Raw genomic sequence first — 14,340 nt, 5'->3', positions numbered from 1 at the left:
ATCATAAAGAGTAGAACCATGCCAAAGCGTAGCGACCTCAAAAGCATTCTGATCATCGGAGCCGGCCCCATCGTCATCGGCCAGGCCTGCGAATTCGACTACTCCGGCGCGCAAGCGTGCAAGGCCCTGCGCGAAGAGGGCTACAAAGTCATTCTGGTGAACTCCAACCCGGCCACCATCATGACCGACCCGGACATGGCCGATGTCACCTACATCGAACCCATCACCTGGAAGGTGGTGGAAAAAATCATCGCCAAGGAGCGTCCGGACGCCATCCTGCCGACCATGGGCGGGCAGACCGCGCTCAACTGCGCGCTGGACCTGGCCAAGAACGGGGTGCTGGAAAAATACAAGGTGGAGCTGATCGGTGCCACCGAGGACGCCATCGACAAGGCCGAAGACCGCGGCCGCTTCAAGGAGGCCATGGCCAAGATCGGCCTGTCCTGCCCGCTGTCCTTTGTTTGCCACACCCTGGAGGCGGCGCTGGAAGCGCAGTCCAAGGTGGGCTTCCCGACGCTGATCCGTCCGTCCTTCACCATGGGTGGTTCCGGCGGCGGCATCGCCTACAACCGCGAAGAATTCCTGGCCATCTGCGAGCGCGGCTTCGAAGCCTCGCCCACCCATGAGCTGCTGATTGAACAATCGGTGCTGGGCTGGAAAGAGTACGAGATGGAGGTGGTACGCGACAAGAACGACAACTGCATCATCATCTGCTCCATCGAGAACTTCGACCCGATGGGCGTGCACACCGGCGACTCCATCACCGTGGCGCCGGCGCAGACGCTGACCGACAAGGAATACCAGATCATGCGCAACGCCAGCCTGGCGGTGCTGCGCGAGATCGGCGTGGACACCGGCGGCTCCAATGTGCAGTTCGCCACCAATCCGGCCACCGGCGAGATGATCGTCATCGAAATGAACCCGCGCGTGTCGCGTTCCTCGGCGCTGGCGTCCAAGGCCACCGGCTTCCCCATCGCCAAGATCGCCGCCAAGCTGGCGGTGGGCTTCACGTTGGACGAGCTGAAGAACGACATCACCGGCGGCGCCACCCCTGCCTCGTTCGAGCCGTCCATCGACTACGTGGTCACCAAGATTCCGCGTTTCGCCTTTGAGAAATTCCCGCAGGCCGACGACCGCCTGACCACCCAGATGAAGTCGGTGGGCGAGGTGATGGCGATGGGCCGCACCTTGCAGGAATCGATGCAGAAAGCGTTGCGCGGCCTGGAAACCGGCCTGGCCGGCTTCGACCCGGTGACCAGCGACGAAGCGGCGATCCGCCACGAACTGGGCACGCCGGGACCGGAACGCATCTTGTACGTGGCCGACGCCTTCCGCATCGGCATGAGCCGCGACGATATCCACGCGGTCAGCAAGATCGATCCCTGGTTCCTGGCCCAGATCGAAGACCTGATCGGCGAAGAACAAGCGCTGGCCGGCCGCAAGGTGGAAGAACTGGACTACGCCGAATTGCGCCGCCTGAAGCGCAAGGGCTTCTCCGACCGCCGTCTGGGCGAGCTGCTGGGCTCGGATCAGGCCGCGGTGCGCGCCAAGCGCTGGAGCTTGAGCCTGCACCCGGTGTACAAGCGCGTGGACACCTGCGCCGCCGAGTTCGCCACCAATACCGCCTATATGTACTCGACCTATGAGGAAGAGTGCGAATCCAATCCGTCCGACCGCAAGAAGGTGATGGTGCTGGGCGGCGGGCCCAACCGCATCGGCCAGGGCATCGAGTTCGACTACTGCTGCGTACACGCGGCGCTGGCGCTGCGCGAATCCGGTTTCGAGACCATCATGGTCAACTGCAACCCGGAAACCGTGTCCACCGACTACGACACCTCGGACCGCCTGTATTTCGAGCCGCTGACGCTGGAAGACGTGCTGGAAATCTGCCGCATCGAAAAACCGTTCGGCGTCATCGTCCAGTACGGCGGCCAGACTCCGTTGAAACTGGCGCGCGCGCTGGAAGCCAACGGCGTGCCCATCATCGGCACCACGCCGGACATGATAGACGCCGCCGAGGACCGCGAGCGCTTCCAGAAGCTGCTGAACGAGTTGGGTCTGAAGCAGCCTCCCAACCGCACCGCGCGCGCGCCGGCCGAAGCGATGAAGCTGGCCGAGGAAATCGGCTACCCGCTGGTGGTGCGCCCGTCCTACGTGCTGGGCGGCCGCGCGATGGAAATCGTCCACGAGCCGGCCGACCTGGAGCGCTATATGCGCGAGGCGGTGAAGGTGTCCAACGACAGCCCGGTGCTGTTGGACCGCTTCCTCAACGACGCCATCGAAGTCGACGTGGACTGCGTGTCCGACGGCGAGAACGTGGTGATCGGCGGCATCATGCAGCACGTGGAACAGGCCGGCGTTCACTCCGGCGACTCCGCCTGCTCGCTGCCGCCGTACAGCCTGTTCCCGGCGGTGCAGGATGAAATCCGCCGCCAGACCGTGGCCATGGCCCGCGCGCTGAACGTGATCGGCCTGATGAACGTGCAGTTCGCCATCCAGGGCGACACCATCTACGTGCTGGAAGTGAATCCGCGCGCCAGCCGCACCGTGCCCTTCGTCTCCAAAGTGACTTCCGCGCCGCTGGCCAAGATCGCCGCGCGGGCGATGGCCGGCATCGGCCTCAACGAGCAGGGCTTCACCAAGGAAGTGATTCCGCCGTTCTACGCGGTCAAGGAAGCGGTCTTCCCCTTCATCAAGTTCCCCGGCGTGGATACCATCCTGGGGCCGGAAATGAAGTCCACCGGCGAGGTGATGGGCGTGGGCAAGACCTTCGCCGAAGCCTACGTCAAGGGTCAGCTGGGCGCCGGCGACCGCCTGCCCAAGACCGGCAAGGTCTTCCTGTCCGTCCGCGACAGCGACAAGAACGGCGCGGTGGAAGTGGCGCGCGAACTGCAGCGCCTGGGCTTCGGCGTCTGCGCGACGCGCGGCACCGCCAAGCATCTGTCCGCCGCCGGCATCGTGGTGCAGGTGGTCAACAAGGTCAATGAAGGCCGCCCGCACATCGTCGACATGATCAAGAACTCGGAAATCGATCTGCTGATCAATACCGTGGACGAGAAGCGCCAGGCGATTCAGGACAGCCACTCCATCCGCCGTTCGGCGCTGCAGGCGCGGATTCCGCAATACACTACCCTGGCCGGCGCCAAGGCGGTGTGCGTGGGCATGGCCCACGCCGAGGAGTTCGATGTCTACAGCGTGCAGGAACTGCACAGCCAGATTCAGGGCTGAGTCCTGACGCGGGGGCTTGGAAGCGGGAGGGGTTTGCCGTTACAATCCCTCCCATAACCCGCTACTTCAAGCCGCCGTCCAGTACGGCGGCTTGTGCTTTTGATGAAGGCGGATGCCGCCTCTGGAGAGAATTCTGAAATGATCAAAGTCCCGTTGACCGTGCGCGGTGCAGAGCTGCTGAAAGAAGAGCTGCAGCGCCTCAAGAGCGTGGAACGTCCGGCCGTGATCGAGGCGATTGCCGAGGCTCGCTCGCATGGCGACCTGTCCGAGAACGCCGAATACGACGCCGCCAAGGAGCGTCAGGGCTTTGTCGAAGGCCGCATCGCCGAGCTGGAGGCCAAATTGTCCAATGCGCTGGTGGTGAACCCGGCCGAACTGGACGCCGATGGCCGCGTGGTGTTTGGCGCCACCGTCGAGCTGATGGATCTGGAGACCGAGGAAAACGTCACCTACCAGATCGTGGGCGACGATGAGGCTGATATCAAGGTGTGCAAGGTGTCGGTGAACTCCCCGATCGCGCGCGCGCTGATCGGCAAGGAAGCCGGCGACGTGGCCGAAGTCGTGGCCCCGGGCGGTATTCGCGAATACGAAGTGCTCGACGTCAAATACATCTGAATCCCGCCGGCGCGCGGGCTTGGCGGTCCGCGTGCGGCGCGGCGCGGGAGAGGGGCTGAGACATGGATGGATTGCGTTCCATCGCCAAGACCTTCTGGATTGGCGGCTTGTGGGTGATCGGCATCGTGGTGGCGCCGGTATTGTTCGCCATGCTGGACCGGGTCACCGCCGGCATGGTGGCTGGCAAGCTGTTCGCCAGCATTGCCTGGGTAGGCTTGGTGTGCGGGGTGATCCTGCTGGTCGACCATATCCGCCGCAATGGCGCGGCCGGGGTCAAGGAAAGCGGTTTCTGGCTGGTGATGGGCATGCTGGCCTGCACGCTGATCAATCACTTCGCCGTCACCCCCATCATCGCCAATCTCAAGGCGCAGATGAATCATGCGGCCGAAGGCCTGTTCGGCGGCGGCTTCGCCACCTGGCACGCGATTTCCAGCCTGATCTATCTGGTGCAGAGCCTGATGGGCTTGGTCTACGTCTGGCGCAACGATTAAGCGACTGTTCGCCGTAGCGCTCCCTTGGGAGCGGACAAAACAAAAGCGGTGGCATGCCACCGCTTTTCTACGAAGCGCGATCGCCGCGAACGGCGTTCAGCCCTTCAGCGCCTGCTTGTTCTTGGGCAGAACGATGCGCTCTTTATCGCTGGGGCGCCACAGCACCAGCAGCTTGCCGATGTGCTGGACCGGGGCGGCGCCCAGGTCTTCACAGATCTGCTCGAACATGGCGACGCGCGCTTCGCGGTCGTCGCCCAGCACGCGAACCTTGATCAGTTCGTGGGCGTCCAGATTGATGGCGACTTCGCGGATCACCGCTTCGGTCAGGCCGTTGTTGCCTATCATCACCACCGGGTTGAGGCCGTGCGCCAGTCCCTGCAGATACTTGCGCTGGAACGGCTTGAGTTCAATTTTCATGAGAAATACGGATTTACAAAGCAAAAGCCGATTCTACTCGAGTTGGGCGCTTTCCCAAAGTCCGGACCTAAAATAAATGAAAAACAACAGGATAGCGCGGCTGGCCTGTTGCCCACCTTTGAGAGCATAGCGCAATGGCTAGAAGCAAGAGCAGCAATGGCTGGCTGCAGGAACACGTCAACGATCCCTACGTCAACCAGGCGCAGAAAGACGGTTACCGCGCGCGGGCCGCTTACAAGCTGCTGGAAATCAACGACAAGGACAAGCTGATCCGCCCCGGCACGGTGCTGGCCGATCTGGGCTCCACGCCCGGCAGCTGGTCGCAGGTGGCGGCGCGCATCGTCGGCGACGGCGGCAAGGTGTTCGCGCTCGACATCCTGGACATGGACCCGGTGCCCGGCGTCGACTTCATCCAGGGAGACTTCCGCGAGGAAGAGGTGCTGGCGCAATTCGTGCAATTGCTCGGCGGCCGCGAATTGGACCTTGTAATTTCCGATATGGCGCCCAATATGTCAGGCATGAGCGCCATCGACCAGGCCAGGAGTTTCCTGCTGTGCGAGCTGGCGCTGGAATTTGCGCGAGATCATTTGAAACCTGGCGGCCATTTTCTCGTCAAAGTGTTCCAGGGCAGCGATTTCCAAGCCTATCTCAAGTCCATGCGCGAGCTGTTCGACGAGGTAGTCACCCGCAAGCCGAAAGCGTCGCGCGACCGTTCCAGCGAAATTTACCTGCTGGGCAAAGGCCGACGCTGACATAAAGTGGCTCGCGGCGTACAATCAAAGCAAATATCTAGACAAGCAACCAAAAAGTCAGGGCACAGAGGAGTCCGCTACTCGTGAACAATATCGGCAAAAACATCGCGATATGGGTCATCATCGGTTTGGTACTGATGACGGTATTCAATCAGTTCAACAAGCGTCAGGATACCCAGAATCAGCTTGAGTATTCGCAGTTCATCAGCGATGTCGAATCCGGCAAGGTCCAGTCCCTGACCATAGAAGGCCACCCGCTGCGCGGGCAATGGCTGAAAGGCAAGCTGACCGACGGCTCCGCGTTCAGCACCTACGCGCCTTACGACCCGCAGCTGGTCGACGACCTGATCAAAAACAACGTCCGCTTCTCCGCCAAGCCGGAAGAAGAGCCGTCCATGCTGATGAATATTTTCATCAGCTGGTTCCCGATGCTGTTGCTGATCGGCGTCTGGGTGTTCTTCATGCGCCAGATGCAGGGCGGCGGCAAGGGCGGTGCGTTCTCCTTCGGTAAGAGCAAGGCCAGAATGCTGGACCAGGACGCCAACACCGTCACCTTCGCCGACGTCGCAGGTTGCGACGAGGCCAAGGAGGAGGTGAAGGAGATCGTCGATTACCTGCGCGATCCTTCCCGCTACCAGAGCCTGGGCGGCCGCATTCCGCGCGGCATCTTGCTGGCCGGCTCGCCCGGTACCGGCAAGACCTTGCTGGCCAAGGCCATCGCCGGCGAAGCCAAGGTGCCGTTCTTCAGCATCTCCGGTTCCGACTTCGTTGAAATGTTCGTCGGCGTGGGCGCGGCCCGCGTGCGCGACATGTTCGAGCAGGCCAAGAAGAACTCGCCGTGCATCATCTTCATCGACGAGATCGACGCGGTCGGCCGTCAGCGCGGCGCCGGACTCGGCGGCGGCAACGACGAACGCGAGCAGACCTTGAACCAACTGCTGGTGGAGATGGACGGTTTCGACACCAATTCCACCGTGATCGTGATCGCCGCGACCAACCGTCCGGACGTGCTGGACCCGGCCCTGCAGCGTCCGGGCCGTTTCGACCGCCAGGTGGTGGTGCCGCTGCCGGACATCCGCGGCCGCGAACAGATCCTGGGCGTGCACATGCGCAAGGTGCCGATCGCCGCCGACGTCAACGCCGAGGTGATCGCGCGCGGCACGCCGGGTTTCTCCGGCGCCGACCTCGCCAACCTGATCAACGAAGCCGCCCTGTTCGCCGCGCGCCGCAACAAGCGTCTGGTGGACATGGAGGATCTGGAGTCCGCCAAGGACAAGATCATGATGGGCGCCGAACGCCGCAGCATGGTGATGACCGACGAGGAAAAGCGCAACACCGCTTATCACGAGTCCGGCCATGCCGTCGTCGCCAAGCTGCTGCCCAAGGCGGACCCGGTGCACAAGGTCACCATCATCCCGCGCGGCCGCGCGCTGGGCGTGACCATGCAGCTGCCGGAGCAGGACCGCTTCGCCTACGACCGCGGTTATCTGCTGGATCGCGTCGCCATTCTGTTCGGCGGCCGCATCGCGGAAGAGCTGTTCATGAACCAGATGACCACCGGCGCTTCCAACGACTTCGAGCGCGCCACGCAAATGGCGCGCGACATGGTGACCCGCTACGGCATGAGCGACAAGCTGGGCCCGATGGTGTACGGCGAGAACGAGGGCGAAGTCTTCCTCGGCCGCTCCATCACCACCCACAAGAACCTGTCCGAAGCCACCATGCAGCAGGTGGACGCTGAAATCCGCCGCATCATCGACGAGCAGTACGCGCTGGCGCGCCGCCTGCTGGAAGAGAACCGCGACAAGGTGGAAGCGATGACCGCCGCGCTGCTGGAATGGGAAACCATAGACGCCGATCAGATCAACGATCTGATGGACGGCAAGCCGCCGCGTCCGCCCAAGCCGGGCGCCGGTTTCGCGGCCAAGCCGCAGGAAGACAAACCGACTCCGCCGGCCGCCGAGCCGACCGCCGATCCGGCGCAGGAAGTCTGAGTCCTTAAGCGACGAAGCCGGGCAAGCCTAGACAGGCTTGCCCGGCTTTTTTGCGACATCCTCCCCCATCCATGAGCGCAGTCAGATCATGAAACCCTCTTTGCAATGCGGGCGCTTCACGCTCGATCTGTCCCGTCCCTTGGTGATGGGCATTCTGAACGTCACGCCGGATTCCTTCTCCGACGGCGGCCGCTTCAACGCGCTGGACCAGGCTTTGCGCCACGCCGAGCGGATGCTGGCCGAAGGCGCGGCCATTCTAGACATCGGCGGCGAATCGACGCGGCCCAACGCGCCCCATGTCAGCCCGGAGCAGGAGATGGAGCGGGTGCTGCCGGTGCTGGAGCGTCTGCGCGACATCGGCGCGCCGCTGTCGCTGGATACCCGCCGCGCGGCGGTGATGCGCGAGGGCTTGGCTTTGGGCGCGGTGGACCTGGTCAACGACGTGTCGGCGCTGGAAGACGCGGGCGCGCTGGAATTGGTGGCGGGCGCGGACGCGGCGATCTGCCTGATGCACAAACAGGGCAATCCGGACACCATGCAGGACCGTCCGGAATACGCGGACGTGGTGGCCGAAGTGGCCGACTACCTGGCGCGGCGCGTCCGGCTGTGTCTGGACGCCGGCGTGGCCCGCGAGCGTTTGCTGGTGGACCCCGGCTTCGGTTTTGGCAAGACGCTGGAGCACAATCTGGCCCTGCTGCGCGGCCTGCCCGGGATCGAGCGCGCCGCCGGCGCGCCGCTGCTGGTGGGCTTGAGCCGCAAATCCATGCTGGGCGCAATCACCGGCGAAGCGGTGCCGGCGGAGCGCCTGGGCGCCAGCGTGGCCGTGGCGCTGGAGTCGGCGCGGCGCGGCGCGCGCATCATCCGCGTGCACGACGTCAAGGCCACGCATCAGGCCTTGCAAGTGCTGGATGCTGTGGAAAGTTTGAACTGAGCGCGGTGTCTGGCGCACAATAGCCGGCGTAGCGATTACCGCGGTTGGCCTGAAGCCGGCCGGATTCGAGAGAAAAACATGAGCCGTAAATACTTTGGCACCGATGGCGTGCGCGGCGAGGTCGGTCAATTCCCGATCACGCCGGAATTCGTGATGAAACTGGGCTATGCCGCCGGCCGCGTACTGGTCGACCACGACAAGGCGCATCGCCCCACGGTCTTGATCGGCAAGGACACCCGGATTTCCGGCTATATGCTGGAAGCGGCGCTGCAAGCCGGTTTTTCCGCGGCCGGCGTCAATGTGCTGCTGACCGGCCCGTTGCCGACGCCGGGCATTGCCTACCTGACCCGCGCGCTGCGCCTGGAGGCCGGGGTGATGATCTCCGCCTCGCACAATCCCTTCCAGGATAACGGCATCAAGTTCTTCGCCGAAGGCGGCAAGAAACTGGACGACGCCGTCGAACTGGAAATCGAGGCGATGCTGGAGCAGCCGATGGCGACCAATCCGTCCGAAGAGCTGGGCCGGGTGCGCCGCATCGAAGGCGCGGTGGAACGCTACATTGAATTCTGCAAGAGCAGCTTCCCCAACGACCGCGACCTCAAGGGTTTGAAACTGGTGGTGGATTGCGCCCACGGCGCCACCTACCACGTGGCGCCCAAGGTGTTCCACGAACTGGGCGCCGAGGTGGTGACCATAGGCGGAGAGCCGGACGGCTACAACATCAACGAGAAGGTGGGCGCCACCTATCCCAAGACCTTGCAGGTGGCGGTGCTGGAGCATCACGCCGATTACGGCATCGCGCTGGACGGCGACGGCGACCGCCTGATCATGGTGGACCGCGAGGGCACGGTGTACGACGGCGATCAGCTGATCTACGTGATCGCCAAGGCGCGCGCGGCCAAGGGCGAGCTCAAGGGCGGCGTGGTGGGCACGGTGATGACCAATCTGGCGATGGAACTGGCGCTGAACAAGCAGGGCGTGGCCTTCGGCCGCGCCAAGGTGGGCGACCGCTACGTATTGGAAATGCTGCACGGCCAGGGCTGGCAGGTGGGGGGCGAAGCTTCCGGCCACATCCTGTGCCTGGATTGCCATTCCACCGGCGACGGCATCATCTCCAGCCTGCAAGTGCTGGCCAGCCTGACCGATCTGGGCATGAGCCTGGCCGACGCCTGCAGCGACTGGCAGCCCTATCCGCAGACGCTGATCAATGTCCGCCACAACGGCTGCGACTGGAAGGGCGCGTCCGCGGAAGCGCTGGCCGCCGCCGAACAGGCGCTGCAAGGCCGCGGCCGCGTGGTGTTGCGCCCGTCCGGCACCGAGCCGGTGGTGCGGGTGATGGTGGAGGCCGACGACAAGGCGCTGGCCGATCAGTGGGCGCAATCCATCGCGGCGGCCATCCAGAGAGTCGCCTGATCGCGACAGCCGGCTTGCGCCGGCGTCAGCACGAAAACGCCAGACATTATTTGTTTGGCGTTTTTTTATTGCCTGAATGGGGAAAGAAACGGCGCTTACTGTTTTCAGATGAAACATACAGATAGTGACTTTGCGTGCAACTGTATCTAATGACATCTTTTTGTCATTGCGCACTGGTTAGAATCAGCGCTCCTTACGCTCGTGATGATCCATACCATGAAAACAGCAAACGCATTGAAGGCCTTGAGCCCCATCGCCATGGCAGTGGCGCTGGCGATTCCGGCCCTGGCCCAGGCCGCTTGCGGCGCCGCCGGCGCCACCTTGATCCATGATGTGCAGGGCCGCGTCATCGGCAGCCCGCTGCAAGGCAAGACCGTCACCGTAGAGGGCGTGGTCAGCGGCGCCTTCACCGGCGCCGGCCAGCTGCGCGGCTTTTATCTGCAGGAAGAGGCGCGGGATCAGGACGCCGATCCGGCCACCTCGGAAGGCGTGTTCGTCTTCCTCGGCAACCTGGCCGCGCCGACGCTCAAGCCCGGCGACGTGGTGCGCGTCACCGGCAAGGTGTCCGAGTACAGCCGCAAGGGCGACGCCGCCAGCGAAACCCAGATCACCCCGGCCAATCTCGCCGCGGTGGAGCAGTGCGCTTACAGCGAGCCGCTGACTTACGCCAGCCTGCGGCTGCCCTTGCAGTCCAGCGCCCAGCTGGAGGCGCTGGCCGGCATGGCCGTGCGCCTGGAAGGCCCGGTCCACGTCGTCGCCAATTACGACTACGGCCGTTACGGCGAACTGACCTTGTCCAGCCGGCCCAGGTTATGGACCGCCACCCAGCGCTTCCTGCCCGGCAGCGCCGAGGCCAAGGCGTTGAGCGAGGCCAATCAGCTGGACAAGCTGACCCTGGACGACGGCTTGCAGATCCAGAACGCCGACGCCTGGCTGCCGGCGCCCGGCGGCCTCTCCGCCAGCCGCACCCTGCGCAGCGGCGACCGTCTGGACGGCGTGACCGGCGTGGTCAGCTACGCCTTCGGAAAATACCGGCTGCAACCGCTGGCCGCGCCGCGCGTCGCGGCCGGCAATCCGCGCCCGGGCGCGCCCAAGCGCCAGCCGGAGAGCGTGCGCTTCGCCAGCTTCAACGTGCTCAACTTCTTCAACGGCGACGGTCAGGGCAAGGGCTTCCCAACCCCGCGCGGCGCCAAGACCCCGCAGGATTTCGAGCGCCAGCGCGCCAAGATCGTGGCGGCGATTCGCCAGCTGGACGCCGACGTGGTGGGCCTGATGGAAATCGAGAACGACGGTTTCGACCGCTATTCGGCGATCCAGGACCTGGTCAACGCCTTGAATCAGGGCCAGCCGCAGCCCAAGCAATACCAGTTCGCCAATCCCGGCCTGCCGCAGGTGGGCAGCGACGCGATCACCACCGGCCTGATCTACCGTCCGGCCGCGGTGACGGCGCAAGGCAAGGCCGAGGTCAGGACGATAGGCAATCCGCAGAAGAACCGGCCGGCGCTGCTGCAGACCTTTGTGCTGGACGCCAAGAGCAAGACCCGGGTCACCGTGGCGGTCAATCATCTGAAGTCCAAGGGCAGCAGCTGCGCCGACGTGGTGGTGGACGGCCAGGCCGATGTGGATAAGGGCGACGGCCAGGGCAATTGCAATCTGACCCGGGTGCAGGCGGTGCGCGATCTGATGGCCTGGTACGCCACCCGCCCGCAGCCCGGCCCCAACGACGGCATGTTGTTGCTGGGCGATATGAACTCCTACGCCAAGGAAGATCCGATCCGCGCGTTTGAAAGCGCCGGCTTCAACAATCTGTTGGCGCGCTGGAGCCGCGACGCTTACTCCTATGTGTTCAACGGCGAATCCGGCAATCTGGACCACGCCTTGGCCGACAAGCCGCTGAGCGCCATGGTGCTGGCCGCGGGCGAGTGGCACATCAACGCCGACGAGCCGACGGCGCTGGAGTACAGCAGCGAGTTCAAGAGCGCCGAACAGCAGCAGAAGTACTACGCGGCGGACGCCTATCGTTCTTCGGACCATGATCCCCTGTACGTCGACGTGGCGCGCCGCGGCAACGCGGTGGCGGCGGCGGACGAAGGCGGTCTGGCCCTGTTGCTGGGCTTGGGGGCGCTGGGAGCGACGGCGCTGTGGCGCCGCAAGCGCTAAGGTCCATGGCCGGCGGCCGGTCGTTATGGCTGGCCCTGGCCGCGCTGCTGCCGCTGGCCGCGCCCTGGGGCGCGGCGGCTTTGGCCTGGCGCTTCGAGCCGTGGAACGCCGCGGAATGGTGGCGGATGCTGAGCGGAGGCTGGGTGCACGCCGACGCGCGCCACGCCTGCCTCAACAGCGCCGCGCTGGCGGCGCTGGCGTGGCTGGGGCGGGATAGGGCGCCCTTGTTGCTGACGCTGGCCTTGGCGGCGCCTCCGGCCATCGCCGCGATGCAATGGCTGTGGCCGGCGCCGCAGGCCTTCGTCGGCGCCTCCGGCCTGGTGTATTGCTGGTGGGCGGCGCTGGCGCTGACGCAGCCGAACTGGCGCGGTCTGTGGCTGGCCGCCTTGTTGGGCCGGCTGGCTTGGCAGAGCCTGTCGCCGGGTAGTTGGAGCGGCGGCGAGCCGGTATTGGTATCGGCGCATTGGAGCGGCGCCGCCTTGGGTTTGCTGGCCGCTTGCTGCTGGCTTCAGTTATGGACGAGGCGCGGCACTCGCGGCGCCACCGCGCACATCAGCTCATAGCCCAGGGTGTCGGCGCCAGCCGCGACGCGTTCTATCGGCACTTGCGGACCCCATAGTTCGACCCGGCTGCCGACGCCGGCCTGGGGCAGCTTGCTCAAATCCACCGCCAGCATGTCCATGGACACCCGGCCGACCGTACCCGTCGGCTGGCCGTCCACTGCGACCGGCGTGCCGTTGTCGGCGATGCGCGGATAGCCGTCGGCATAGCCGCAGGCGACGATGCCGACGCGCATTTCGCCTTCGGCCACCAGACGGCGGCCGTAGCCTACGGCGTCGCCGGCCGGCACCTTTTGCACCGCGATGACGCGGCTGCTCAGCGTCATCGCCGCCTGCAGGCCCAGGCCGGCGCCGTCTACGTCGGCGAAGGGCGAACAGCCGTAGAGCACGATGCCGGGGCGCACGACGGCGCCGTGGGTATGCGGGTGGCGGAACAAGGCGGCGGAGTTGGCGGCGCTGACCGGCAAGGCGCTGGGGGCGATCAAAGGCTGGAAGCGTCCCCATTGCTCGGCGACGCCGTAGTCGTCGTCGGCAGTGGCGAAGTGGGTCATCAAGGCGTCGAGGCGCGCGCCGGGCAAGGCGCGCAATTGAGCGAGCGCGTGCGCGGCTTCCGCCGGCGTGAAACCCAGCCGGTTCATGCCGCTATTGATCTTGAGCCAGCAGGAAACCGGCTGTTTGGCGGAACCTTTGGCCAGCCAGCTTATCTGTTGTTGGGAATGTATCGCGCCGCCCAACCGGTAATGCGCCATCGCCGCGGCCTCTTCGGCGTCGAAGGCGCCTTCCAGCAGCACGATGTCCTGCTGGACGCCGGCTTCGCGCAAGCGGACGGCGTCCTCGATATTGAGCAGGGCGAAGCCGTCGGCGACATCGGCCAGCGCCTGGACCGCGTCGAGCAGGCCATGGCCGTAGGCATTGGCCTTGAGCACGGCGTAGGCCTTGGATTGCGGGGCTTGGGCGCGGGATAGCAGGTAGTTGTGGCGGATGGCGGCGCGATGGATTTCCACCTGGATAGGGCGAGTCATGTCAAGAAAGTCTGCGTTGGAGGTGTGCTATTATAAGCCCCTGGTGATGTACCCCGATAACGCAGCCGCGCCAGGATCGTCCTGAACGGAGACATGGCGGCAAGCGGAACAAAATGGACACTCTGCAAATACTTCTCGATTTTTTCACTGGCTACGGCTACATCGCCGTATTCACCGTGTTGCTGGTATGCGGTTTCGGCGTGCCGATTCCCGAGGACATCACCTTGGTGGCCGGAGGCATCATTTCCGGCCTCGGCTACACCAATGTGCATTGGATGTTTTTCGTCGGCATGGCCGGGGTGCTGGCCGGCGACGGCATCATGTTCACCGCCGGGCGAGTATTCGGCAACAGGGTGCTGAAATTCCGGCCGATCGCGCGCATTCTGACCCAGGAGCGTTTCGAGGCGGTGCAGGAAAAGTTCGAAAAATACGGCAATTGGGTGCTGTTCGTCGCCCGTTTCCTGCCTGGACTGCGTTCCCCCATCTTCATCACCGCTGGCATGACCCGCCGCATTTCCTACTGGCGTTTCCTGGTGATGGACGGCTTCGCCGCGCTGATTTCGGTGCCGGTCTGGGTGTATCTAGGCTATTACGGCGCGGCCAATCGCGAGTGGCTGATGACCATGGTGCACCGCGGTCAGGCCGGCATTCTGGCGGTGGTGGCGGCCTTGCTGCTGGGCGTGGCCTTCGTCTGGATGCGTCGTCGTCGTCAGCATCAGTGCGTGAAGAAATAAGCCCGCGTCATCCCATAAAAAAA

Annotated in this window: 12 protein-coding genes; 10 read left to right on the top strand and 2 right to left on the bottom strand. The window is 64.5% G+C overall.

Annotated features, from left to right (window positions below; all coding sequences use genetic code 11):
* The first annotated feature begins 18 nt into the window (after positions 1 to 18).
* The 3 genes from carB (at position 19) to ACODSD_RS04115 (ending at position 4,334) form a co-directional block, all read left to right on the top strand.
* Entirely contained in the window at positions 19 to 3,228 is a 3,210-nt protein-coding gene (carB, locus tag ACODSD_RS04125; RefSeq protein WP_488876836.1) for a carbamoyl-phosphate synthase large subunit, read from the top strand.
* 138 nt (positions 3,229 to 3,366) lie between these two features.
* Positions 3,367 to 3,843 (top strand): transcription elongation factor GreA, encoded by a 477-nt coding sequence (greA, locus tag ACODSD_RS04120; protein WP_488876835.1) that lies wholly within the window; start codon positions 3,367 to 3,369, stop codon positions 3,841 to 3,843.
* Between the two features lie 62 nt (positions 3,844 to 3,905).
* The gene (locus tag ACODSD_RS04115; RefSeq protein ID WP_488876834.1) at positions 3,906 to 4,334 is read left to right on the top strand and encodes a DUF4149 domain-containing protein; all 429 of its coding nucleotides are present in this window, start codon (positions 3,906 to 3,908) and stop codon (positions 4,332 to 4,334) included.
* A 96-nt stretch (positions 4,335 to 4,430) separates the two neighbouring features.
* Here the strand turns inward: ACODSD_RS04115 and yhbY are convergent, their stop codons facing one another.
* Complete coding sequence (gene yhbY, locus ACODSD_RS04110; RefSeq protein WP_107800558.1) at positions 4,431 to 4,751, bottom strand: ribosome assembly RNA-binding protein YhbY; 321 nt, start codon at positions 4,749 to 4,751, stop codon at positions 4,431 to 4,433.
* A 134-nt stretch (positions 4,752 to 4,885) separates the two neighbouring features.
* Here yhbY and rlmE point away from each other — a divergent pair, with 134 nt between their 5' ends.
* From rlmE to ACODSD_RS04080, 6 genes are all read left to right on the top strand, one after another.
* Entirely contained in the window at positions 4,886 to 5,503 is a 618-nt protein-coding gene (gene rlmE / locus ACODSD_RS04105; protein ID WP_227104917.1) for a 23S rRNA (uridine(2552)-2'-O)-methyltransferase RlmE, read from the top strand.
* 83 nt (positions 5,504 to 5,586) lie between these two features.
* Positions 5,587 to 7,497 carry an ATP-dependent zinc metalloprotease FtsH gene (gene ftsH / locus ACODSD_RS04100; RefSeq protein WP_107800556.1) on the top strand — a complete coding sequence of 637 codons (1,911 nt, stop codon included), beginning with the start codon at positions 5,587 to 5,589 and terminating at the stop codon, positions 7,495 to 7,497.
* An 88-nt stretch (positions 7,498 to 7,585) separates the two neighbouring features.
* On the top strand, positions 7,586 to 8,428 hold the full coding sequence (gene folP / locus ACODSD_RS04095; RefSeq protein WP_488876833.1) for a dihydropteroate synthase: 843 nt from the start codon (positions 7,586 to 7,588) through the stop codon (positions 8,426 to 8,428).
* A gap of 78 nt (positions 8,429 to 8,506) precedes the next feature.
* A complete protein-coding gene (glmM, locus tag ACODSD_RS04090; protein WP_107800554.1) occupies positions 8,507 to 9,841 on the top strand; it encodes a phosphoglucosamine mutase in 1,335 nt (444 codons plus the stop codon).
* A 216-nt stretch (positions 9,842 to 10,057) separates the two neighbouring features.
* Entirely contained in the window at positions 10,058 to 12,001 is a 1,944-nt protein-coding gene (locus tag ACODSD_RS04085) for an ExeM/NucH family extracellular endonuclease (RefSeq protein ID WP_253313727.1), read from the top strand.
* Between the two features lie 5 nt (positions 12,002 to 12,006).
* Positions 12,007 to 12,564, top strand: a complete 558-nt coding sequence (locus ACODSD_RS04080; protein ID WP_253313728.1) for a rhomboid family intramembrane serine protease — start codon at positions 12,007 to 12,009, stop codon at positions 12,562 to 12,564.
* On the opposite strand, the gene alr is transcribed toward ACODSD_RS04080, so the two are convergent.
* Positions 12,510 to 13,583, bottom strand: coding sequence for an alanine racemase (alr, locus tag ACODSD_RS04075; RefSeq protein ID WP_235086633.1), 1,074 nt, complete (start codon positions 13,581 to 13,583; stop codon positions 12,510 to 12,512). The genes ACODSD_RS04080 and alr overlap by 55 nt on opposite strands.
* 113 nt (positions 13,584 to 13,696) lie before the next feature.
* Between alr and ACODSD_RS04070 the strand changes: the two genes are divergently transcribed.
* Positions 13,697 to 14,317 (top strand): DedA family protein, encoded by a 621-nt coding sequence (locus ACODSD_RS04070; protein ID WP_107800550.1) that lies wholly within the window; start codon positions 13,697 to 13,699, stop codon positions 14,315 to 14,317.
* Positions 14,318 to 14,340 lie beyond the last annotated feature (23 nt).

Source organism: Chromobacterium sp. FG22 (assembly GCF_057809415.1).
The sequence above is the reverse complement of the archived record's forward strand: the minus strand, read 5'-3'. Positions and strand labels throughout refer to the sequence as shown.